The organism is Pleurocapsa sp. PCC 7319, assembly GCF_000332195.1.
Classification (GTDB): Bacteria; Cyanobacteriota; Cyanobacteriia; order Cyanobacteriales; family Xenococcaceae; genus Waterburya.
On sequence record NZ_KB235922.1, the window covers coordinates 5676563 to 5693070 of the forward strand.

The following is a 16508-nucleotide window of genomic DNA, read 5'->3' on the forward strand; positions in this document are numbered from 1 at the left end:
CCACTATGGCAATAGATACTAATAACGAAGTAAAAGCGATCGCCAAGTACATCCGGATGTCTCCTTTTAAGGTCAGACGGGTGCTAGATCAAATTCGCGGTCGTCAATATCGAGAAGCTTTAATTATTCTCGAATTTATGCCTTATAAAGCTTGTGAGCCAATTTTAAAAACATTGCGCTCGGCTGTAGCTAATGCAGAACACAATAACGGGTTAGACCCAGCAACCTTGGTAATCAGTAAAGCTTTTGCTGATGGTGGTCCTGTTCTCAAACGTTATCGTCCTAGGGCTCAAGGTCGAGCTTACCAAATTCGTAAGCCCACCTGTCACATTACTGTGGCTGTTGCGCCTGAAGTAACCGATTAGAACCTTATTGGCAGAATTTAATTAATTACTATTACGAGGAAACATTTGTGGGACAAAAGATACACCCAACGGGCTTTCGTTTGGGGATAACCAAAGATCATCAATCTTGCTGGTATGCCGATACTAAGCGCTACCCAGAATTATTACAAGAAGATCGCTTGATCAGAGAATACGTCAATAAAGAATTGAGTAATGCAGGCATTTCTCAAGTCAAAATTGAACGCAAGGCCGATCAAATTGATTTGGCGATTCATACCGCTAGACCTGGTGTAGTTGTTGGTCGCGGTGGTTCGGGGATTGAAAAGTTACGTACTGAGTTACAGGCTAAAGTCGGCAACAACCGTCAGATTCGCATTAACGTAATTGAAGTACCCCGTGTGGATGCTGATGCAGCGCTAATTGCTGAATATATCTGTCAGCAACTAGAGCGAAGAGTTTCTTTTCGTCGTGTTGTGCGTCAGGCAGTTCAAAGAGCGCAACGAGCTGAGGTTTTGGGAATCAAAATCCAGGTTAGTGGGCGTTTAAATGGGGCTGAAATTGCTCGCACAGAATGGGTTAGGGAAGGTCGAGTCCCACTGCATACCCTAAGAGCTGATATTGATTACTCTTATCGTACCGCTTTAACTATCTACGGCATTCTCGGAGTTAAGGTCTGGGTATTTAAAGGCGAAATTATCCCAGGACAAGAGGAAGCTGCTGCTGCAGTTCCCAGTCAGGCTCCTCGCCGTCAGCGTCGTCGTCAAAAGTTTGATGATCGCTCTGAGTAATTATTAACAAGACTTATTTAGCAAAATATTACTATTATGCTTAGTCCCAGAAGAACGAAATATCGGAAACAACACCGCGGTCGCATGAGAGGTATGGCCTATCGTGGTAATACCCTAAACTTTGGTGATTATGCACTTCAGGCTACTGAACCTTCTTGGATTACTTCTCGACAAATTGAGGCTGCTCGCCGAGCGATGACGCGCTATGTGAAACGGGGTGGTAAGATTTGGATTCGAATCTTTCCTGATAAGCCCGTGACGATGCGTCCTGCGGAAACTCGTATGGGTTCGGGTAAAGGTTCCCCCGAATTTTGGGTAGCAGTGGTTAAGCCAGGTAGAATCATGTTTGAAATGGCTGGTGTTCCTGAACCAATAGCTAAAGAGGCAATGCGTTTAGCAGCACAGAAGCTACCAATCAAAACTAAATTTATCACTCGTGACGAGGATTATAACTAAGATTATGGCTTTACCAAAGATTGAAGATGCCAGAAAGCTGAGTGATGAAGAACTGGCAGAAGAAATTTTAGCGGTTAAGCGAGAGTTATTTCAGCTTAGGTTAGAGCAAGCAACTCGCCGTCTGGAAAAACCTCATCTGTTTAAGCACACGAAACATCGTCTATCTCAGCTATTAACTGTAGAACGTGAGCGTGAATTAGCCGCCGCTAAAGGAGAAGAGTAAATCATGGCAGTAAAAGAAAGAGTCGGAGAAGTGGTGAGCGACAAAATGGATAAAACCGTGGTTGTTGCTATTGAAAACCGTTCCCCTCACCCCAAGTACGGCAAGATTGTCGTCAGAACTAAAAAATATAAAGCTCACGATGCAGAAAACCAATGTCAAATTGGTGATCGCGTAAGGATTAGAGAAACTCGTCCCTTAAGCAAAACCAAACGCTGGACGGTCGAGGAAATTATTGAATCCCCAAAATCCTAACTTCTATTAACCCAATTTCCCCGGTCGAGTTCCAAAATGATTCAACAACAGACCTATCTAAATGTCGCTGATAACAGCGGTGCCCGTAAGCTAATGTGTTTACGAGTAATTGGCAAGGGAAACAGCCCCTATGCTTTTATCGGTGACGTCGTAGTTGCCGTAGTTAAAGATGCTTTACCCAACATGGGTGTCAAAAAATCCGAAGTGGTTAAAGCAGTAATTGTCCGTACTAAACAGTCAGTCAATCGTCCTAGTGGGATGAGCATTCGTTTTGATGACAATGCTGCTGTGATTATCAACGAACAGGGTAGCCCTAGAGGTACTCGTGTCTTTGGTCCTGTGGCAAGAGAATTAAGAGAGAAAAACTTTACCAAGATCGTCTCTTTAGCTCCAGAGGTAATTTAAATGGCAAAAAGTAAACAAGCACCTACTCGCTATAAGATGCACGTCAAGAAAGGAGACACGATCCAAGTGATCTCTGGACGGGATAAAGGCAAGGTAGGCGAAATATCCCGAGTAATTCCCAAGACTAGTCAAGTAGTAGTTGAAGGGGTAAACGTCCGTACTAAGCACGTTAAGCCTCAACAAGAAGGAGAATCTGGTCAAATTGTGACTTTTGAAGCTCCGATCCACAGTTCAAATGTCATGCTCTATTCCAGTAAGGAAAAAACCGTTAGTCGAGTTGGTTACACCTTTACAGAAGACGGTCGTAAAGTGCGCATGCTGAAGAAAACAGGTGAAATAATTGACTAGTTTTCTAGGCATCCAGTGCGCTGAAAATTTTAAATTTAACTTCTCCTGACCAAGCCCAGGAAAAATAAAAATTATGCCCAAACCACTAAAAACCAGATATTTAGAAGATATCGTTCCTAAGCTAACTGAGCAATTCAGCTTCAGTAACGTACATCAAGTTCCTAAAGTAGTTAAAATCGTCGTTAACCGAGGTTTAGGAGAAGCATCCCAAAATGCGAAAGCTTTAGAATCTTCGATTAACGAGATGATGGTGATTACAGGACAAAAACCCGTAGTTACCAGGGCCAAAAAAGCGATCGCTGGATTTAAAATTCGTCAGGGAATGCCTGTTGGAGTAATGGTAACTCTGCGAGGAGAGCGGATGTATGCCTTCCTTGAGCGACTAATTTGTTTGGCACTACCCCGGATTCGTGACTTTCGTGGTATTAGCCCCACAAGCTTTGATGGTCGAGGCAATTATAGCTTGGGAGTCAGAGAACAGTTGATGTTCCCAGAAATTGATTACGATAGCATCGATCAAATCAGAGGGATGGATATTTCCATCGTCACTTCCGCCAACAATGACGAGGAAGGACGAGCTTTATTAAAAGAGATGGGAATGCCTTTCCGTGACAACTAATATTCTTAGTATCTAAACATAAAAATAGGAAATAATGGCGGCAACCGATACTATTTCAGATATGCTGACCCGCATCCGTAATGCCTGTATGGTCAAGCATCAAACAACTCAAGTTCCTTCAACTCGCATGACCCGTGCTATTGCTAATGTTCTGCAAAAAGAAGGGTTTATCGAAGGTTATGAGGAAACAGGGCAAGAACCCCAAAAATTCATTGTTATTTCTCTAAAGTACAAAGGCAGAAATCGTCAACCAATTATTAGTACCCTAAAGCGAGTAAGTAAACCAGGACTAAGGGTTTACTCGCGCAAAAAAGATATTCCCAGGGTTCTGGGCGGTATTGGTATTGCGATCGTTTCCACTTCCCGCGGAGTAATGACGGACAGAGAAGCACGCAGCCAAGGAGTTGGCGGTGAAATCCTCTGTTATGTCTGGTAATCAATGAGGAGAATTTAATCATGTCTCGTATAGGCAAACAGCCCATCCCCATTCCTGACAAAGTCAGTGCGCAAATCTCTGGACAGTCAGTCACTATCAAAGGACCCAAAGGAACTTTATCCAGAGAAATTCCCGAACCAATTGAGGTCAAGCAAGAAGGAAATACAATAGTAGTTAATCCCACCAATGATTCTCGTATGGGTCGTCAACGTCATGGTCTTTGTCGAACTCTAGTTGCCAATATGGTTGATGGAGTATCTCAAGGATTTCAAAAACGTCTCTTGATCCAAGGAGTGGGTTATAGAGCTCAGGCACAAGGGAAAAAACTAACCCTTAATGTTGGTTATAGTAAGCCCGTGGAAATAGAAATGCCTGAGGGAATTGATGTGGCAGTCGAAAATAGAAATACAGAAGTCATAATCAGTGGTATTAGCAAAGAAGTAGTGGGTAATGTAGCTGCCAAAATCAGAGCAGTTAGACCTCCCGAACCATACAAAGGGAAAGGAATTCGCTACTTTGATGAGCAAGTAAAACGTAAAGCTGGTAAGACAGGTAAGTAGAAATCATGAAGCTTTCACGCAGAGAATCAGTCACACGCCGTCACCGACGGGTACGCAGAAAAGTGAGCGGTACTGCCGAACGTCCTCGTTTGTGTGTTTTCCGGTCCAACAATCACATTTATGCCCAAGTTATAGATGATGTCGCTCAGCATACTTTAGCGGCGGCATCGGACTTTAATGTTAAATCTGGTTCCACCTCTGGTGCAACTTGTGAAGTTTCCGCAGAAGTCGGCAAACTAGTAGCTCAAAGAGCATTAGAGAAAGGAATTGCTAAAGTAGTTTTTGATCGAGGCGGGAATCTTTACCATGGTCGAGTTAAGGCTTTGGCTGATGCAGCTCGCGAATCAGGTTTGGACTTTTAAATCAAAATATCAAGAGTAATAACTATGGCTAAATCTAAGTCGCGTAAGAAAGGTCGCGCAAAGGAAAAAGACTCAAACTGGCAAGAACGAGTAGTACAAATTCGCCGGGTTAGTAAAGTAGTTAAAGGCGGGAAAAAACTTAGTTTTCGTGCCATCGTCGTCGTTGGCAATGAGAAAGGACAAGTAGGAGTAGGAGTAGGCAAAGCTGCTGATGTCATCGGTGCAGTTCGTAAAGGGGTTGCTGATGCCAAGAAGCAATTGGTCGAAGTATCCTTAACCAAAGCTAGTTCTATTGTTCATGTAACCAATGGCGTTGCAGGTGGGGCTAAAGTATTTATGCGTCCTGCTGCTCCTGGTACTGGGGTAATCGCTGGTGGTGCAGTCCGTACAGTACTAGAACTTGCAGGAGTAAAAAATATTTTAGCGAAGCAACTGGGTTCTAATAGTCCGTTGAATAATGCTAGAGCGGCAATCGATGCTTTAGAGAGTTTACGTACTTTTGCTGAGGTGGCTCGGGAAAGAGATATTCCTTTAGAACAGCTATACGCTTAAGAAAGCTCTAATTCATAAGTCATAAACTAATTAATTCAGAGATTTCACCCCTCTATAGTTTGGAGAACATAAATGAAAATCGAAAATCTTGGTCCCAAGTCTGGGGCTAAACGGCGTAAACGCAGAGTAGGTCGTGGTATTGCAGCAGGACAAGGTGCTAGCTGCGGCTTTGGTATGCGTGGTCAAAAATCTCGTTCTGGTACTGGTACTAAGGCTGGATTTGAAGGTGGTCAAATGCCCCTTTACCGTCGAGTTCCTAAGCTCAAACATTTTCCTTTGGTCAACCAGAAATATTACACCACGATTAATGTTAAAGCCCTAGGGTCATTACCAGCGAAAACAGAAGTCACCTTAAATTCCTTACTAGAAGATGGCATCGTAACTAATAATGATGGACCACTGAAAATTTTGGGTGATGGCGAATTAAAGGTGGCTTTAAACGTTAAAGCAGCAGCCTTTACTAAGAGTGCAACTGAGAAAATAGAAGCAGCCGGTGGTACTTGCGAAGTTATTACTAATTAGGTAAGCATCGCGATTGGTATATCATAAGGAGCGAAGGTGAAAATTTTAAATTTATCTAAAATTTATATAATATTCCTCCATTAATAACTTATTCAGTACTAGGCATATAAGAGGTAAACCTGCATGGTTAGAGAAAAAACTCCCTCAGCACAAGAGACCTTTTTACAAATGGCGCAAGCAGCTGGTCTTCGAGGCAGGCTGCTAGTAACCATTGGTCTTCTAATATTAGTGCGGCTAGGTGTATTTATACCTGTTCCAGGGATTGATCGCGAGATTTTTGGTAATTTTATTAATAATTCTGGGAATGCTTCGATAGTCGGATTTTTAGATATTTTTACTGGTGGTGGGATTTCCGCTTTGGGTATTTTTGCTCTGGGAATTTTACCCTTTATTAATGCTTCTATCATCATGCAGTTGTTAGCAACTGCCATTCCTACTCTAGAAGATTTACAAAAAAACGAGGGTGAGGCAGGAAGACGCAAAATTTCTCAGATTACGCGTTATGTTGCTTTAGGGGGGGCAATTATCCAAAGTTTTGGTATTACCCTGGGTTTATTAGTCAATAACGGCATTATTGAAAAAAGTATCTTTCCTATTGGTGAAACAGTCTTAGCTCTGACGGCTGGTTCCATGTTTGTCATGTGGGTCTCAGAACTTATTACAGAAAAAGGTATTGGCAATGGTGCTTCATTACTGATTTTTGTCAATATTGTGGCTGTATTACCCAAAACTTTAGGTAATACCATTGAATATGCCCAAAGTGGTGGACGGGAAGCGATCGCTCAAGTAATTATCCTGTTGTTGGTATTTTTAACCATGATTGTGGGGATTGTTTTTATCCAAGAAGGAACTCGTCGTATCCCCATTATTTCAGCTCGTCGTCAAGTAGGTCGAAGAGTATATCGTGAGAGAAGTAACTATCTTCCTTTGAGATTAAATCAAGGTGGCGTAATGCCGATTATTTTTGCTTCTTCTGTCTTGTTTTTGCCGGCTCAATTAATTGGATTTTTACCTGGCGATGGAGCAGTCAAAAATGTCTTCAACCAAGTCGCTGCGGCGATCCAACCAGGTAACTGGGCTTATATCGTAGTTTATTTGGTTCTAATTCTATTTTTCAGCTATTTTTACGCTTCTCTGATTGTCAACCCGGTGGATATGTCCCAAAATCTCAAAAAAATGGGAGCATCGATCCCTGGGATCAGACCAGGAAAAGCAACTAGTGCTTACCTAGAAAAAGTTCTCAATCGTTTGACTTTATTGGGGGCAATTTTCTTGGGCTTAGTGGCCACTATTCCGACCCTAGTAGAAAGTGCAATTCCCGCAGGAACGACTGTCTTTAGTGGGTTCGGAGCAACTTCTTTACTAATTTTGGTGGGGGTAGCAATTGATACAGCCAAGCAAATCCAGACATACGTGATTTCTCAGCGTTACGAAGGTATGGTTAAGCAATAGGCTGGCAAAAATAGCAATAGGGAGCTAAAGCTAATTTGGTTAAAGCTCACTACTTTAAAAATTAAGTTTTAGAAATTAATATGGCAAAGCGGTTAATATTTCTTGGTCCTCCTGGCGCAGGAAAAGGAACACAGGCACAAATACTATCTGAAAATCACCAAATTCCTCATGTATCCACTGGAGATATTTTGCGCTCTGCTGTTGCGCAGCAAACTCCTCTAGGAAAACAAGCCCAAGATTATATGAACAGAGGAGAATTGGTTCCTGACGTCCTGATTCTAAACCTAATTCAAGATCGCCTCTCTTATGAAGATGCAGTCAGTGGGTGGATTTTGGATGGATTTCCTAGAAATGTCAATCAAGCCGCTTTTTTAGAGGATTTGCTGGCCAAACTAGAGCAAAATGCTGACTGCGTTTTAAATTTAGAAGTACCAGATGAAGTGCTGGTAGGAAGGCTATTAGCCAGAAAACGTAAAGACGATAACGAATCAACAATTCGTCGTCGTTTAGAAGTTTACCACCAGGATACGGTACCAGTAATCAATTTTTATCAGCAAAGAGAAATTTTGCAAACTATTGACGGTAATCAAACAATGACAGAAGTAACTCAATCTTTGAGTGAAGCAATATCATAGCAGACTGATTTACCTAATAATCGAATGTTATCGATCAAAATAGCCAAAAAAGGTAAGATGAGAGATGCTGTGTCAAAAAAACTACAGGCAATTTGCCAAGTAAACCGATGAATAGTAGGAGTTGCCGTTGACTATTCATCACGAAGTAGCGGAGAAGATGAACATTGGCTAAACAAGATTTAATTGAAATGGAAGGAACAGTAACAGAATCTCTTCCTAATGCAATGTTTCGCGTCGATTTAGATAACGGCTTTAACGTACTAGCTCATATCTCAGGGAAAATTCGGCGGAACTACATCAAAATTTTACCAGGTGATCGAGTCAAAGTGGAATTAACACCTTATGATTTGACCAAAGGCAGAATTACTTATCGCCTCAAAAACAAGTAAATAACTTGTCTAAAAGGCATAAGTGTGTATTTGACATAGAAACAAATTTATAGATATAATAATAGGCTTGCAATATGGCCAGAGTAAGGCATGAAAGTTAGACCATCAGTTAAAAAAATGTGCGAAAAGTGTCGTGTCATCAAAAGACGCGGTCGGGTAATGGTGATTTGTAGCAGTAATCCTAAGCATAAGCAACGCCAAGGATAACGAAATAATTACTATGTTACTACTTGCAGTAAAGCGGCTAATAGCTAATAAAGTCAAGCAAAATTAAAAAACTAAAGCAATTAGGGAGAAATAAACGTGGCACGGATTTCTGGCGTAGACCTTCCTCGTGACAAGCGTGTGGAAGTTGCGCTGACTTATATTTTTGGAGTTGGTTTATCCCGAGCCCAAAAAGCGATCGCCGAAACTGGTGTCAATCCAGATACCAGAGTAAGGGATTTATCGGATGAAGATGTAACTAAACTGAGAGCCTATATCGAAGATAACTATCAAGTTGAAGGAGACTTGAGACGTTGGGAAGCGATGAACATCAAACGTTTGGCTGACATCGGTACTTATCGCGGTCGGCGTCATCGTATGGGTTTACCTCTTAGAGGTCAAAGAACTCGTACTAATGCCCGTACCAGGAGAGGCAGACGATTAACAGTAGCCGGTAAGAAGAAAGCTCCAGGTAAAAAATAAATAATTTGCAAGCACACCCTTAAGTATAACTAGATTACAGAAAAAGTAACATGGCGCAACCAAAAAGAAGAAGCGGCGCAAAGAAAAATAAAAAAAATGTTCCCAATGGTGTAGCTCATATCCAGTCGACTTTCAACAATACTATTGTGACCATTTCCGATACTAGAGGAGACGTAATATCTTGGTCTTCTGCTGGTGCTAGTGGTTTCAAAGGAGCGAAGAAAGGAACCCCATTTGCAGCTCAAACGGCGGCTGATAGTGCCGGAAGAAGAGCAATGGATCAGGGAATGCGTCAAATAGAAGTAATGGTTAGTGGTCCTGGTGCTGGTCGGGAAACAGCAATAAGAGCCTTACAAGGTGCAGGATTAGAAATCACTTTGATTCGTGATGTTACACCTATTCCTCATAATGGCTGTCGTCCGCCCAAGCGACGTAGAGTATAACCTTAATTAGCAATTATCATAGTTGCGACTGGATAGAGTACTTTTATGGGTCTCTATTTACCAGATCGCTTGTCGAATAGAAGGGAGAACAGCCTGTGGCGCAATTTCAAATTGAGTGTGTAGAGTCTAAAACCCTCAAAAATCAACATCAATATAGTAAGTTCGTTCTTGAACCTTTAGAGCGTGGTCAAGGTACTACTCTTGGTAATGCTTTGAGAAGAGTTCTGTTGTCCAATTTAGAAGGTGCTGCTGTTACAGCGATTCGTATTGGTGGCGGAATGGCAAAGGATGAAAGTAAGCAAGAACACAAGTTTGGGTTTGCTACTCATGAATTTGCCACTATTGAGGGAGTCAGAGAAGACGTTCTCGAAATTATTCTAAATATGAAAGAGATCGTTCTCAAAAGTTATACTAATCAGCCTCAAATAGGTCGTCTAGTAGCTACTGGTCCTGGAACAGTGACTGCTGCGCAGTTTGAGTTACCTTCTGAGATAGAAACAGTGGACTCTAGTCAGTACGTAGCTACTATTGCTGAAGGCACTAGCTTGGAAATGGAATTTCGAGTTGAGAAAGGAAAGGGCTATCGTGCAGTAGAAAGAAGTAAAGAAGAAGGCAGTTCTTTAGACTTTTTACAGATAGATGCTGTCTTTATGCCTGTTACCAAAGTGAATTACAGTGTTGAAGATGCTCGTGTTGATGGTTCTGGTATTAGAGAACGATTGATCATGGAAATCTGGACGAACGGTAGTGTGAAGCCAGAAGAAGCCCTATCTCAAGCGGCAGGGATTGTGGTTGATTTGTTTAATCCCTTGAAAGATCTGACTCTGGAAGAAATTCAAGATGATTATGAACCAGATGAAGATCCTACAAGTCAAATACCAATTGAAGAACTTCAATTGTCAGTGAGAGCCTACAATTGCTTGAAGCGAGCGCAGATAAACTCTGTTTCTGATTTGCTCGATTATACTCAAGAAGATCTCCTGGAAATTAAAAACTTTGGTCAGAAATCTGCTGATGAGGTGATTGAGGCGTTACAGAAACGTTTGGGGATCACTTTGCCTCAAGAAAAATCAGGTAAGTAAACATAGCAATAAAGAAAGATTATAAATTATGCGTCATCGATGTAAAGTTCCCATGTTGGGGTTGCCAGCAGATCAAAGGAAGGCGCTGCTGCGTTCTTTGGCAACAGAAATTATTCGTCATGGTCAAATCAAAACTACTAAAACACGGGCTAAAGCAGTTCGCAGTGAAGTAGAAAAAATGATTACCTTGGCTAAGGATGGCTCGTTGGCTGCCAGAAGGCAAGCTTTAAGCTATATCTATGACAAAGAGCTAGTCAGCGAACTATTCAAAGCTGTAAATGACCGTTATAGCGATCGCAATGGTGGTTATACTCGCATTATCAGAACTAAGCGTCGTCGTGGGGATAATGCTGAAATGGCTATTATTGAGCTAGTTTAACTGGGCGTTTTGATGCATGGTTGTAAGCTGCCCAACTCAACAAGTAAATTCGCCAACTAGAGTAGCGCTGGTTATTCAGTATTTGGGAACTAACTTTCACGGCTGGCAAAGGCAACCCAATCAAGTTAGTGTCCAAGGCTATCTTGAAAATGCCATTTCAGATGTCGTTGGTTATCCTGTAAGAATTCATGGTGCAGGTAGGACAGATGCGGGAGTTCATGCTGCGGCTCAGGTAGCTCACTTTGAGTACCAAGGACCGATCCCAGCACACAAGTGGTCAAAAATTATCAATGCGAGACTGCCAGAGGGTATACTAGTTAGAGCTTCGGCTCAGGTTTCTGCTGATTGGCATGCTCGTTTTTCGGCTGTCTGGAGGCGTTATCGTTACACAATCTATACCGATGAGCAGCCTAACGTGTTTGTTAACCAAACTTGTTGGCACTACTACCAGTATGTATTAGAGGAGTCTTTAATTCAAGCAGCATTAAAACCTTTACTTGGAGAACACAATCTGTCAGCTTTCAAAAGAACTGGTTCAGATAGAAATGATTCTCTAGTAGATGTCCAAGCTGCCGAATGCTATCGTCAAGGAGCATTTTTATATTTAGAGATTCAGGCAAATGGTTTTTTGTACGGTATGGTACGTCTATTAGTGGGAATGTTGGTAGAAGTAGGAGGAGGAAAGCGATCGCCCGAAGATTTTACCAACATTTGGCAAAACCAACGACGAGAAGAAGTAAAATATTCTGCTCCTGCCAAAGGTTTGTGTTTATTGCGAGTTGGTTATCCTCAAATGCCCTTTTCTAATCACTTATGGTTTGATACTCAGCCAAATTTTCTCTTAGCTCAGTAAACCTCTTTTATTTAAAATAATCCACAAAATACTATCACTGAAAAATGAACAAAACTCCTTTACCAACTAAACAAACACTAGAGCAAAAATGGTATGTGGTTGACGCCGAAGGTCAGCGATTAGGTCGTTTAGCTACAGAAATCGCGATGATTTTACGGGGCAAAAATAAGCCCAGCTTCACTCCCCATATGGATACTGGAGATTTCGTCATCGTTGTTAATGCCGAAAAAGTTGTGGTAACTGGTAGAAAAAACGAGCAAAAACTTTATCGCCGTCACTCTGGTCGTCCCGGAGGCATGAAAACTGAAACTTTTGACCAATTACAACGGAGAATTCCCAATCGAATTATCGAAAAAGCCGTTAAGGGGATGTTGCCTAAAAATGTCATGGGACGCAAGCTATTTACTAAGCTCAAAGTTTATGCCGGACCAGATCATCCCCATGCTGCTCAAACTCCTGAAACTTTAACTATTAACACTATCCCCGCGAGGAACTAAATTATGGAAGGAACACAAGACAAAGTAGTATACTGGGCTACGGGGCGACGTAAATCCTCGATCGCTAGAGTGCGTTTAGTACCAGGTGAAGGCAAACTCGTAGTTAACGGTAAGCCCGGAGAAGATTATTTCAATCGTATTCCCAGCTATTTAATGTCTATTAAAGGACCCTTGGAAACATTGGGTTTTGAAAGCGAATACGATATTCTAGTCAATGCTCATGGTGGAGGTTTAACTGGTCAAGCTGATGCCGTAAAATTAGGAGTAGCAAGAGCATTATGTAAACAAGATCCTAACAACCGTCAGCCTTTAAAGACAGAAGGTTACTTAACTCGCGATCCTCGTTGTAAGGAACGGAAAAAATATGGTCTGAAAAAAGCTCGCAAAGCGCCTCAGTTCTCTAAACGATAAATATCATCAAGATAAATTTAAATTAGTAATTAATAAATTGTTTGAGGGACATACAAATGCCTAAACCCGATATACATCCCACTTGGTATCCAGACGCGAAGGTTATCTGTAATGGGAAAGAAGTTATGACAGTCGGTTCAACCCAGCCAGAAATTCATGTTGATGTTTGGTCTGGTAATCATCCTTTTTATACTGGTACCCAAAAAATCATTGATACAGAAGGTAGAGTTGATCGCTTTTTACGTAAGTACGGTATGCTCGATTCTAGTAGCGAATCTGATTCTGACGCCGAAAAATAGCCATTTAATAGAGATTATCTGCCCAGTAGTTAGCTTTAATTAACTACTGGGTTTGTTGTATTTTTGATGAATTTTTCTTAATAAACCATCTTGTCTTGACAGGAGAAAATCCAATGGCAGAAACATATTTACTAGATAAACTAAAGTCTGTAGAACAAACTTTTCAAGAGTTAACCCATCGTCTAGCCGATCCCGACATTGCTACCAACCCTGATGAATTACAAAAAATAGCGAAAGCTCGTTCTTCATTGGAAGAAACAGTCACGACCTATAAGCATTGGCAGCAAGCGACAGAAGAACTGTCAGGAGCCAAGGAAATTCTCAAGGAAGCTGACGATCCTGAGATGAAGGAAATGGCTAGTCTAGAAGTCAGCGAGCTCGAAGAAAAGATAGAAGGGTTAGAGAAAAAGCTCAAAGTTCTCTTGTTACCCAGAGATCCTAATGATGATAAAAATATCATGTTAGAAATTCGTGCGGGTACAGGAGGGGATGAAGCGAGTATTTGGGCTGGAGACTTAGTTCGTATGTACTCTAGATATGCTGAAAGTCAAAACTGGAAAGTTTTTTTACTCAGTGAATCTGTAGCAGATATGGGGGGGTTTAAAGAAGCAATTTTAGAAATTACAGGAGATTCAGTATATAGTAAGCTCAAGTTTGAAGCTGGAGTACATCGTGTACAACGAGTACCTGAAACTGAAGCTGGAGGTAGAGTACATACCTCTACAGCTACGGTAGCGGTGATGCCAGAAGTAGATGATGTAGAAGTGAAAATCGATCCCAAAGATATTGAACTCAAAACGGCTCGATCTGGTGGTGCTGGAGGACAAAACGTTAACAAGGTTGAAACAGCAGTAGATTTAATTCATAAACCTACAGGAATTAGAATCTTTTGTACTGAAGAGCGATCGCAACTGCAAAACCGGGAACGAGCTATGCAAATTCTGCGGGCAAAACTATATGAGATTAAGCTAGCAGAACAACAAAAGGAAGTTCGAGGCTTAAGACTATCTCAAGTAGGTACAGGAGCGCGTTCTGAAAAAATTCGTACCTATAATTACAAAGATAATCGCATTACCGACCATCGTTTAGGACAAAACTTTACTTTAGCGAACTCCTTAGAAGGAGATATAGAAGTAATGATTCAGTCCTGTATTTCCCAAGATCAGCAAGAAAGATTAGAGGAATTGGCTAATTCCCCCGATACTGCCGAAGCTCTCAATTAAAATCAATTGTTAAACTAAAGTATTCTGGCTCAGATTTAGTAGTGATTATACAGATGAATTTGCTTCGTTCAGACTTATTAGGTTTTTAGCTATTAGCTATTAGCTATTAGTTAGCAGCTAGCAGCTCTTAGCTTTTAAATACTAAGAGCAAATGAATCACACCATGAAAAAACCATGCTGTTAGAAATAACAAGAATTACAGTTCCGCCAGGACAAACAGTTGTTCTGGAAGACATTAGCTGGGATGAATTTGAAGCAATATTAGAAGATTTGGGAGAAAGTCGTAGTTCTCGAATAGCTTATGACCAAGGAACTCTGGAAATAATGACACCATTACCAGAACATGAGGTTAATAAAGAATACATCGGTAATTTTGTCAAAGTTCTGCTTGAAGAACTAGATATTGAATTTTGTCCTTTAGGTTCTACTACTTTCAAAAATCAGGTAATGTTCAAAGGAATTGAACCTGATAGCTGTTTCTATATTGAGCATGAAACAGCAGTCAGAGGGAAAGATAGATTGGATTTGAATGTCGATCCGCCACCAGATCTTGCCTTGGAAATAGATATTACCAATCGCTCTCATCCAGAGATATACCAGTCTTTAGGCGTACCCGAATTATGGCAATACGAAAAAGAGAAGCTAAAGTTTTTGCTGTTGGTAGAGGGTAAATATATTGAGTCTGAAACTAGTTCTAACTTTCCCAATTTTCCTCTTCTTGAAGTAATTCCTCAATACTTAATCCAGTGTAGAACTGAAGGCAGAAATAAAGGGATGAAAGCATTTCGTCGTTGGGTTAAAGATCGGTTACAGGTTTTGGAGGCAAAAATCAATTAAGCGTTTTTTATGGGCAAAATGTCATCATCATCAAGACTACAAATAAAACGTTTGAGATTACGTACTTTCTGCTCTCGAGATGCTAGTTCAATTCAAACCCTTGCTAGAGATCGCTAGCGTCAATATCAAAAGCAATTTGGTTTCAACAATCTATAAAAAAATATGTCCAAAACATGTCGAAAAGTGTCATTGTCATCCTTGGTAAAATGTAGCAGTATTATTGATGAAGCTCTTATCTCACAGAATTAAAATCAATGAGAATGACATCACTAAATTTAAACTCTATTAATTTTCTTATTCAATCTATCTTTCTTCATCGTAAACACCACTGGCTTTTTTCTGGGCTAATTTGGCTTTTATTTGTTTTGCCTGCTCAAGCAGTAGAGTTAAGAGTGGCAATTCAAAAAAACGTCGATAGTCTGAAAGTTGGCAGCTCCACCGCAGCTATAGTCAGAGATGGTGCCGGGAAACAAATTGGCTCTCTTTCTCCGATGTCTGCTCTGGCAGCACAACCTCAAAAGCAAGGGATTGCTATCAATAATCGTCTTGGTGCGGGGGAATTAATTATTGAACCTCAAGATAATGGTTATGTGTGGATTGGCGATCGCTGGTATCGGGGAAGAACTCGTTTAATTCGTCAAGGAAGTAATATAACTGCGATTAATCATGTTGATTTAGAGCACTATTTATATAGTGTAGTTGGGGCGGAAGCTGTTTCTACTTGGCCGATTGAAGCCCTCAAAGCTCAAGCAGTTGCCGCTCGCTCCTATGCCCTCTACAAACGCAACACCGAAGCCAATAATATTTACGATTTAGACACGACCATTAGTACTCAGGTTTATAAAGGCTTGGATAGCGAATATACTACGACCCATGAAGCAGTTAATGGTACTCTTGGTCAAATTATGACTTATAACAACGAGGTTATCTTAGCTGCGTTTCATTCTTCCTCAGGAGGACATACGGAAAATGTTGAAGATATCTGGACTTCTCCTTTACCCTATTTGCGAGCCGTGATAGATTACGACCATCAATCTCCTGTATTTGAGTGGCAACAGGTAATTCCCGTCAGCCGAATTCAAAGTTTAGTTGCTGGTGTCGGTCAAATTAAAGGTTTACAACCTGCCCAAATGACTCCTCATGGTCGGGTCGTCACTATGAAAGTTACAGGCGATCGCGGAAGTGCAACCGTTAGCGGCAAAAAGTTACGTAAAGCTCTAGACTTGCGTAGTACCTTATTTCGTGTTTCTACTGATGGTAATAATCTTCGAGTTCGCGGTCGTGGTTTTGGTCACGGATTAGGCTTGAGTCAATGGGGAGCTTACTATTTGGCCAAACAAGGAGTCAACTATCATCAAATTCTGGTTCACTATTATCAAAATGCCAGTTTAACCAGACTGGAATAGTAATAGTAATTATGCACTAACAAACTTATCATTTCTGATACATAATCT

Annotated in this window: 28 protein-coding genes; all 28 read left to right on the forward strand. The window is 41.1% G+C overall.

The window, feature by feature from the left end:
* Positions 1-5: 5 nt before the first annotated feature.
* Positions 6-365 carry a 50S ribosomal protein L22 gene (rplV, locus tag PLEUR7319_RS0129795; RefSeq protein ID WP_019508893.1) on the forward strand — a complete coding sequence of 120 codons (360 nt, stop codon included), beginning with the start codon at positions 6-8 and terminating at the stop codon, positions 363-365.
* A gap of 47 nt (positions 366-412) precedes the next feature.
* The gene (rpsC, locus tag PLEUR7319_RS0129800; RefSeq protein WP_019508894.1) at positions 413-1132 is read left to right on the forward strand and encodes a 30S ribosomal protein S3; all 720 of its coding nucleotides are present in this window, start codon (positions 413-415) and stop codon (positions 1130-1132) included.
* A gap of 36 nt (positions 1133-1168) precedes the next feature.
* Positions 1169-1588 (forward strand): 50S ribosomal protein L16, encoded by a 420-nt coding sequence (gene rplP, locus PLEUR7319_RS0129805; protein ID WP_019508895.1) that lies wholly within the window; start codon positions 1169-1171, stop codon positions 1586-1588.
* A 4-nt stretch (positions 1589-1592) separates the two neighbouring features.
* Positions 1593-1811 (forward strand): 50S ribosomal protein L29, encoded by a 219-nt coding sequence (gene rpmC, locus PLEUR7319_RS0129810; protein WP_019508896.1) that lies wholly within the window; start codon positions 1593-1595, stop codon positions 1809-1811.
* Between the two features lie 3 nt (positions 1812-1814).
* A complete protein-coding gene (gene rpsQ, locus PLEUR7319_RS0129815) occupies positions 1815-2063 on the forward strand; it encodes a 30S ribosomal protein S17 (RefSeq protein ID WP_019508897.1) in 249 nt (82 codons plus the stop codon).
* A gap of 36 nt (positions 2064-2099) precedes the next feature.
* On the forward strand, positions 2100-2468 hold the full coding sequence (gene rplN, locus PLEUR7319_RS0129820) for a 50S ribosomal protein L14 (RefSeq protein WP_019508898.1): 369 nt from the start codon (positions 2100-2102) through the stop codon (positions 2466-2468).
* Positions 2469-2816 (forward strand): 50S ribosomal protein L24, encoded by a 348-nt coding sequence (gene rplX / locus PLEUR7319_RS0129825; protein WP_019508899.1) that lies wholly within the window; start codon positions 2469-2471, stop codon positions 2814-2816.
* 73 nt (positions 2817-2889) lie between these two features.
* Complete coding sequence (gene rplE, locus PLEUR7319_RS0129830; protein WP_019508900.1) at positions 2890-3435, forward strand: 50S ribosomal protein L5; 546 nt, start codon at positions 2890-2892, stop codon at positions 3433-3435.
* A 34-nt stretch (positions 3436-3469) separates the two neighbouring features.
* Positions 3470-3871 (forward strand): 30S ribosomal protein S8, encoded by a 402-nt coding sequence (rpsH, locus tag PLEUR7319_RS0129835; RefSeq protein WP_019508901.1) that lies wholly within the window; start codon positions 3470-3472, stop codon positions 3869-3871.
* A 20-nt stretch (positions 3872-3891) separates the two neighbouring features.
* Positions 3892-4431 (forward strand): 50S ribosomal protein L6, encoded by a 540-nt coding sequence (gene rplF / locus PLEUR7319_RS0129840; RefSeq protein WP_019508902.1) that lies wholly within the window; start codon positions 3892-3894, stop codon positions 4429-4431.
* A gap of 5 nt (positions 4432-4436) precedes the next feature.
* The gene (rplR, locus tag PLEUR7319_RS0129845) at positions 4437-4793 is read left to right on the forward strand and encodes a 50S ribosomal protein L18 (protein WP_019508903.1); all 357 of its coding nucleotides are present in this window, start codon (positions 4437-4439) and stop codon (positions 4791-4793) included.
* Between the two features lie 24 nt (positions 4794-4817).
* The gene (gene rpsE / locus PLEUR7319_RS0129850) at positions 4818-5345 is read left to right on the forward strand and encodes a 30S ribosomal protein S5 (RefSeq protein ID WP_019508904.1); all 528 of its coding nucleotides are present in this window, start codon (positions 4818-4820) and stop codon (positions 5343-5345) included.
* 72 nt (positions 5346-5417) lie between these two features.
* Complete coding sequence (gene rplO, locus PLEUR7319_RS0129855) at positions 5418-5867, forward strand: 50S ribosomal protein L15 (protein WP_019508905.1); 450 nt, start codon at positions 5418-5420, stop codon at positions 5865-5867.
* Between the two features lie 123 nt (positions 5868-5990).
* Positions 5991-7319 carry a preprotein translocase subunit SecY gene (secY, locus tag PLEUR7319_RS0129860; RefSeq protein WP_019508906.1) on the forward strand — a complete coding sequence of 443 codons (1329 nt, stop codon included), beginning with the start codon at positions 5991-5993 and terminating at the stop codon, positions 7317-7319.
* Positions 7320-7399: 80 nt separating this feature from the next.
* A complete protein-coding gene (locus tag PLEUR7319_RS0129865) occupies positions 7400-7954 on the forward strand; it encodes an adenylate kinase (protein ID WP_019508907.1) in 555 nt (184 codons plus the stop codon).
* 164 nt (positions 7955-8118) lie between these two features.
* Positions 8119-8343 (forward strand): translation initiation factor IF-1, encoded by a 225-nt coding sequence (gene infA, locus PLEUR7319_RS0129870; protein ID WP_019508908.1) that lies wholly within the window; start codon positions 8119-8121, stop codon positions 8341-8343.
* A 90-nt stretch (positions 8344-8433) separates the two neighbouring features.
* The gene (rpmJ, locus tag PLEUR7319_RS39755) at positions 8434-8550 is read left to right on the forward strand and encodes a 50S ribosomal protein L36 (protein ID WP_071592945.1); all 117 of its coding nucleotides are present in this window, start codon (positions 8434-8436) and stop codon (positions 8548-8550) included.
* Between the two features lie 96 nt (positions 8551-8646).
* Positions 8647-9030 (forward strand): 30S ribosomal protein S13, encoded by a 384-nt coding sequence (gene rpsM, locus PLEUR7319_RS0129875; protein WP_019508909.1) that lies wholly within the window; start codon positions 8647-8649, stop codon positions 9028-9030.
* A gap of 50 nt (positions 9031-9080) precedes the next feature.
* Positions 9081-9473 carry a 30S ribosomal protein S11 gene (gene rpsK / locus PLEUR7319_RS0129880; RefSeq protein ID WP_019508910.1) on the forward strand — a complete coding sequence of 131 codons (393 nt, stop codon included), beginning with the start codon at positions 9081-9083 and terminating at the stop codon, positions 9471-9473.
* A 95-nt stretch (positions 9474-9568) separates the two neighbouring features.
* Positions 9569-10555, forward strand: a complete 987-nt coding sequence (locus PLEUR7319_RS0129885) for a DNA-directed RNA polymerase subunit alpha (protein WP_019508911.1) — start codon at positions 9569-9571, stop codon at positions 10553-10555.
* Between the two features lie 28 nt (positions 10556-10583).
* Entirely contained in the window at positions 10584-10934 is a 351-nt protein-coding gene (gene rplQ, locus PLEUR7319_RS0129890; RefSeq protein ID WP_019508912.1) for a 50S ribosomal protein L17, read from the forward strand.
* 16 nt (positions 10935-10950) lie between these two features.
* On the forward strand, positions 10951-11787 hold the full coding sequence (gene truA, locus PLEUR7319_RS0129895; RefSeq protein WP_019508913.1) for a tRNA pseudouridine(38-40) synthase TruA: 837 nt from the start codon (positions 10951-10953) through the stop codon (positions 11785-11787).
* 44 nt (positions 11788-11831) lie between these two features.
* Complete coding sequence (rplM, locus tag PLEUR7319_RS0129900) at positions 11832-12284, forward strand: 50S ribosomal protein L13 (protein ID WP_019508914.1); 453 nt, start codon at positions 11832-11834, stop codon at positions 12282-12284.
* A gap of 3 nt (positions 12285-12287) precedes the next feature.
* On the forward strand, positions 12288-12695 hold the full coding sequence (rpsI, locus tag PLEUR7319_RS0129905; RefSeq protein ID WP_019508915.1) for a 30S ribosomal protein S9: 408 nt from the start codon (positions 12288-12290) through the stop codon (positions 12693-12695).
* A 56-nt stretch (positions 12696-12751) separates the two neighbouring features.
* Positions 12752-12994 carry a 50S ribosomal protein L31 gene (rpmE, locus tag PLEUR7319_RS0129910; RefSeq protein ID WP_019508916.1) on the forward strand — a complete coding sequence of 81 codons (243 nt, stop codon included), beginning with the start codon at positions 12752-12754 and terminating at the stop codon, positions 12992-12994.
* 113 nt (positions 12995-13107) lie between these two features.
* The gene (gene prfA, locus PLEUR7319_RS0129915; protein ID WP_019508917.1) at positions 13108-14217 is read left to right on the forward strand and encodes a peptide chain release factor 1; all 1110 of its coding nucleotides are present in this window, start codon (positions 13108-13110) and stop codon (positions 14215-14217) included.
* Positions 14218-14391: 174 nt separating this feature from the next.
* Complete coding sequence (locus PLEUR7319_RS0129920) at positions 14392-15054, forward strand: Uma2 family endonuclease (RefSeq protein ID WP_019508918.1); 663 nt, start codon at positions 14392-14394, stop codon at positions 15052-15054.
* A 260-nt stretch (positions 15055-15314) separates the two neighbouring features.
* Positions 15315-16460, forward strand: coding sequence for a SpoIID/LytB domain-containing protein (locus PLEUR7319_RS0129925; RefSeq protein WP_019508919.1), 1146 nt, complete (start codon positions 15315-15317; stop codon positions 16458-16460).
* The last annotated feature ends 48 nt before the right edge of the window (positions 16461-16508 follow it).

Bases quoted from the DNA above. Each gene is read 5' to 3' on its own strand.
- rplN (WP_019508898.1), top strand. From the start codon at position 2,100: ATGATTCAACAACAGACCTATCTAAATGTCGCTGATAACAGCGGTGCC.
- rplF (WP_019508902.1), top strand. From the start codon at position 3,892: ATGTCTCGTATAGGCAAACAGCCCATCCCCATTCCTGACAAAGTCAGT.
- rpsQ (WP_019508897.1), top strand. From the start codon at position 1,815: ATGGCAGTAAAAGAAAGAGTCGGAGAAGTGGTGAGCGACAAAATGGAT.
- rpsK (WP_019508910.1), top strand. From the start codon at position 9,081: ATGGCGCAACCAAAAAGAAGAAGCGGCGCAAAGAAAAATAAAAAAAAT.
- rpmE (WP_019508916.1), top strand. From the start codon at position 12,752: ATGCCTAAACCCGATATACATCCCACTTGGTATCCAGACGCGAAGGTT.
- rpsE (WP_019508904.1), top strand. From the start codon at position 4,818: ATGGCTAAATCTAAGTCGCGTAAGAAAGGTCGCGCAAAGGAAAAAGAC.
- rplR (WP_019508903.1), top strand. From the start codon at position 4,437: ATGAAGCTTTCACGCAGAGAATCAGTCACACGCCGTCACCGACGGGTA.
- prfA (WP_019508917.1), top strand. From the start codon at position 13,108: ATGGCAGAAACATATTTACTAGATAAACTAAAGTCTGTAGAACAAACT.
- PLEUR7319_RS0129925 (WP_019508919.1), top strand. From the start codon at position 15,315: ATGACATCACTAAATTTAAACTCTATTAATTTTCTTATTCAATCTATC.
- rpsI (WP_019508915.1), top strand. From the start codon at position 12,288: ATGGAAGGAACACAAGACAAAGTAGTATACTGGGCTACGGGGCGACGT.
- rpmC (WP_019508896.1), top strand. From the start codon at position 1,593: ATGGCTTTACCAAAGATTGAAGATGCCAGAAAGCTGAGTGATGAAGAA.
- PLEUR7319_RS0129920 (WP_019508918.1), top strand. From the start codon at position 14,392: ATGCTGTTAGAAATAACAAGAATTACAGTTCCGCCAGGACAAACAGTT.
- rplQ (WP_019508912.1), top strand. From the start codon at position 10,584: ATGCGTCATCGATGTAAAGTTCCCATGTTGGGGTTGCCAGCAGATCAA.
- rplM (WP_019508914.1), top strand. From the start codon at position 11,832: ATGAACAAAACTCCTTTACCAACTAAACAAACACTAGAGCAAAAATGG.
- truA (WP_019508913.1), top strand. From the start codon at position 10,951: ATGGTTGTAAGCTGCCCAACTCAACAAGTAAATTCGCCAACTAGAGTA.
- rplP (WP_019508895.1), top strand. From the start codon at position 1,169: ATGCTTAGTCCCAGAAGAACGAAATATCGGAAACAACACCGCGGTCGC.
- rpmJ (WP_071592945.1), top strand. From the start codon at position 8,434: ATGAAAGTTAGACCATCAGTTAAAAAAATGTGCGAAAAGTGTCGTGTC.
- rplE (WP_019508900.1), top strand. From the start codon at position 2,890: ATGCCCAAACCACTAAAAACCAGATATTTAGAAGATATCGTTCCTAAG.
- rplO (WP_019508905.1), top strand. From the start codon at position 5,418: ATGAAAATCGAAAATCTTGGTCCCAAGTCTGGGGCTAAACGGCGTAAA.
- PLEUR7319_RS0129865 (WP_019508907.1), top strand. From the start codon at position 7,400: ATGGCAAAGCGGTTAATATTTCTTGGTCCTCCTGGCGCAGGAAAAGGA.
- rplV (WP_019508893.1), top strand. From the start codon at position 6: ATGGCAATAGATACTAATAACGAAGTAAAAGCGATCGCCAAGTACATC.
- rpsH (WP_019508901.1), top strand. From the start codon at position 3,470: ATGGCGGCAACCGATACTATTTCAGATATGCTGACCCGCATCCGTAAT.
- rplX (WP_019508899.1), top strand. From the start codon at position 2,469: ATGGCAAAAAGTAAACAAGCACCTACTCGCTATAAGATGCACGTCAAG.
- secY (WP_019508906.1), top strand. From the start codon at position 5,991: ATGGTTAGAGAAAAAACTCCCTCAGCACAAGAGACCTTTTTACAAATG.